We start from the raw sequence: 4,208 nt of genomic DNA on the forward strand, positions 1-4,208 counted from the left end.
TGGGCGCAGCCTGCTCTGTTCGCGGTGGGGGTGGCGCAGTTCCGTCTGTTGGAGTCGTGGGGGGTGAGGCCGGATGTGGTGTTCGGGCATTCCTTGGGTGAGGTGGTCGCGGCTCATGTGGGAGGGGTGTGGTCGCTTGTTGATGCGTGTGGGGTGGTGGCGGCGCGTGGGCGGTTGATGGGGGCGTTGGCGTCGGGTGGTGCGATGTGGGCGGTGCAGGCGCGGGAGTCGGAGCTGGGGGAGTTGCCGGAGGGTGTGTCGGTGGCCGCGGTGAACGGGCCGTCGTCGTTGGTGCTGTCCGGTGCCGAGGGCGCTGTCCGTGAGGTCGTGGACGGGTTCGCTGTCGGGGGTCGGCGGGTGAAGCGGCTGGCGGTCAGTCATGCGTTCCACTCGGTGTTGATGGAGCCGATGCTCGACGAGTTCGCTGAGGTGCTGGCGGGGGTGGAGTTCCGCGAGCCGTCGATCCCGGTCGTGTCGAACGTGACGGGTGAGATCGCGGGGGAGGAGTTGTGCACGCCGGAGTACTGGGTCGGTCATGTGCGGGAGACGGTCCGGTTCGCCGACGGGGTGCGTGCCGCTCGTGCCCAGGATGTGAGCACGGTCCTCGAAGTCGGCCCGGACGGCTCGCTCGTCTCCCTCATCGAGGAGACGGAGCCGGAGGTGGCGGCGGTCGCCGTGTTGCGGCGGGACCGGGACGAGGCGGCGGCGTGGGTGTCCGCGATGGCGGAGGCCCATGTGCACGGCGTGGTCGTCGACTGGCGGGCGGTGTTCGAGGGGACGGGTGCGCGGCGGGTGGAGCTGCCGACGTACGCCTTCCAGCACCGCCGCTACTGGCCCGACAACGCCGGCCTGGCGTCGATGGGTGCCCTGCGGGCCGCGGGGCTCGGTACGGCCGACCACCCGCTGCTGCGGACCTGGCTCGTGCGGGCCTCGGGCGAGGGCGTCATCGCCACCGGGAGGATCTCGGCCACCGCCCAGCCGTGGATCGCGGACCACAAGGTGCTCGGTACGGTCCTGCTGCCCGGCACCGCCTACGTGGACATGGCGTGCTGGGCGGGGCAGCGGCTCGGCTGCCCGGAGCTGTCCGAGCTGACCCTTGCCATCCCCCTGGCCCTCACCGGGCAGGAGGCGGTCGACCTCCAACTCGTCGTAGGCGCACCGGACTCGAACGGCCGCCGCACGATCGCCTTCCACTCCCGGCCCGCGTCCCCCGACGCCGCCGCGGACAGCGACGAGGTCTGGGTACGGCACGCCGAGGGAACCCTCGCGCCCGCCGCCGCGCCCGCAGCCGACGTCACCCTGCCCTGGCCCCCGGAGTCGACCGTGCCGGTCCCGCTCGACGGCTTCTACCCCGCGCTGATCGAGGCCGGCTTCGACTACGGGCCCGCCTTCCGGGGGCTGCGCACGGTCCTGCGGTCCTCCGACGGCACGCTGTACGCCGAGGTCGAACTGGACGAGGACGACCGGGAACGGGGCGCACGGTTCGCCGTCCACCCCGCCCTGCTCGACGCGGCCCTGCACGCGCTCGGCGTGGACCTGCCGCCCGGCGCCCCCGCCCGGCTGCCGTTCACCTGGAGTGGTGTACGCGTCCACGCCACCGGTGCCGACGCTCTGCGGGTCCGGGTCACCCGGGGGACCGACGGAGCCGTCGGCCTGACCGCGGTGGACGTCGACGGCGCCCCGGTGGTCACCGTCGAGAACCTGGTGCTGCGCGAGGCCGCGGCCGAACAGTTGCCGGGTCCCGCCGCCCCGGACCGGGACGCCCTGTTCCGTGTGGAGTGGATCCCGCTGTCCGTCCCCGTGGACGCGGCCCCCGTCGATCCCGTTCCGCTGCCGGTGACCGACGAGGGCGGCATCGACTTCGCGCGCATCGAAGGTCTCCCCGACGCGGTGGTGGCGCACTGCCCGTCCGGTGACGTCGACGACGTCACGGCCCGGATGCTGCGGCTGGTGCAGGAGTGGCTGGGCGCCGAGCGGTACGCTTCCGTCCCCCTCGTCGTCGTCACCCGGCGGGCCGCCACCGTGGCCGAGCCGGGCCTGACGGGGGCAGCCGCCGGGCCCGACGACGTGGTGGAAGACATCCTCGCCCAGTCCGCCGTGGCCGGCCTCGTGCGCGCCGCCCAGGCCGAACACCCGGACCGTCTCGTACTCGTCGACGGCGACGGCGACGGCGACAGTGGCAACAACAGCGACAGCGACAGTGACGACGCGTGGCTGCGGGGCCCCGGCGCCGGTGAGACGGCCGTGGCGGTCGACGTGGACGACGCCCTTCGGCCCATGCTCGGCCTGCCGCTCGCCCGGATCCTGGCGTCCGGCGAGCACGATCTGGCCGTTCGCGCGGGACACGTCCTCGGGCGCCGTCTCGTCCGGGCCGAGACCGGCGCGCCACTGGAAGCGCCCGCCGGCCCCTGGCGGCTGGACACGGTCCGCCGTGGCTCGATCGACGGGCTGGAATTGGTGGCCCACCCCGACGCCGAACGGGACCTGGCGCCCGGCGAGGTGCGCGTCGCCGTACGCGCCGCCGGGGTGAACTTCCGGGACCCGATGATCGCCCTCGGCATGTACCCCGAAGAGGCCGACCTCGGTATCGAGGGCGCCGGAGTGGTGCTGCGGACCGGCCCCGGCGTCACCCGGTTCACGCCCGGCGACCGGGTGGCGGGCATGCTGGACGCCGCGTTCGCCCCGGTCGCGGTCACCGACCACCGGCTGCTCGCCCGGATACCCGACGCATGGACGTCCGCACAGGCCGCGGCGGCCCCCGTGGCGTATCTGACCGCCTGGTACGGACTGTGCGACCTCGGCGGAGTGGGCCCCGGCAGCAGGGTGCTCGTGCACGCGGGGGCGGGCGGTGTGGGATCCGCCGCCGTCCGCCTCGCCCGACACCTGGGCGCCGAGGTGTACGCGACGGCCTCCCGGCCCAAGTGGGGGGCGCTGCGCGCGGCGGGACTCGACGAGGAACACATCGCGGACTCCCGCGACACCGGGTTCCGCGACAGGTTCCTCGCGCACACCGACGGCGCCGGCATGGACGTCGTCCTCAACTGCCTGGCCGGGGAGTTCACCGACGCCTCCCTCGAACTGCTGCCGCGCGGGGGCCGGTTCGTCGAGATCGGGAAGACCGATCCGCGTGACCCGGAGCAGGTGGCCGCCGACCACCCCGGCGTCCGCTACCGCGCCTTCGACCTCGGTGACGCGGGCCCCGACCGCATCCAGGAGATGCTCACCGACCTGTCCGCGCTTTTCGCCGACGGCGTGCTCACCCCGCCCCCGGTGACCACCTGGGACGTCCACCGCGCCCCCGAGGCGTTCCGGGCCGTCGCCCAGGCCCGCCTCGTCGGCAAGGCGGTGCTGACCTTCGCCGCCGAGCCCCCCACGGGAGGCACGGTCCTCGTCACCGGCGGCACCGGCACCCTGGGCGCACACGTGGCCCGTCACCTGGCCGTCCGGCACGGCGTACGGCGTCTCGTGCTGACCTCACGCTCGGGGGAGTCCGCGCCCGGCGCGGCCGCCCTGCGGGACGAACTCGCCGCCGTCGGCGCCGAGGCGGACATCGCCGCCTGTGACGTGGGCGACCGTGCGGCCCTGACGGCGCTGCTGGACCGGCTCGCCGCCGAAGGACACGTCCTGACCGGAGTCGTGCACTGCGCCGGGACCGTGGACGACGGCGTCCTCACCTCCCTCACCCCCGCCCGCGTCGGACGCGTCCTGCACGCCAAGGCGCACGGCGCCCGCCATCTGCACGACCTGACCCGGGGCCTGGACCTGTCGTTCTTCGTCCTGTTCTCCTCCGCGTCCGCCACGTTCGGCGCCGCGGGGCAGGCCAACTACTGCGCCGCGAACGCCTGCCTCGACGCCCTCGCCGAACGGCGCGCGGCCGCGGGCCTGCCCGCCGTCTCCATCGCGTGGGGCCTGTGGGAGGAGGCCAGCGGGATGACCGCCGCGCTGGACGCGCGGGACCGGGAACGGCTGCGCCGCACCGGCACCACCGCCCTGTCCACCGAACGGGCGCTCGCCCTCTTCGACGCCGCCCTCACCGGCGCCGCCCCGGTCGTGACGGCCGCCCCGCTCGACCTCGCCCGGCTGCGGACCGAGCACCGCGACCGGCCGGCCCCCGCCCTGCTGTCCGCGCTGCTCGGCCCGGTGCCGCGCCGGGCCGAGCAGCGCGGACAGCAGGGCGGGGGCCGGCCGGTCGCGGTGCTCGGTCCGCA

Annotated in this window: 1 protein-coding gene; it reads left to right on the forward strand. The window is 75.0% G+C overall.

All coding sequences use genetic code 11. The features are described 5' to 3' along the window. Positions 1–63: 63 nt before the first annotated feature. Positions 64–4,208: SDR family NAD(P)-dependent oxidoreductase (locus tag AOK23_RS30305; RefSeq protein ID WP_240496634.1), on the forward strand; the 4,145-nt coding region annotated here is incomplete at its 3' end.

It is taken from the genome of Streptomyces torulosus, from assembly GCF_001419765.1.
GTDB lineage: Bacteria > Actinomycetota > Actinomycetes > Streptomycetales > Streptomycetaceae > Streptomyces > Streptomyces torulosus.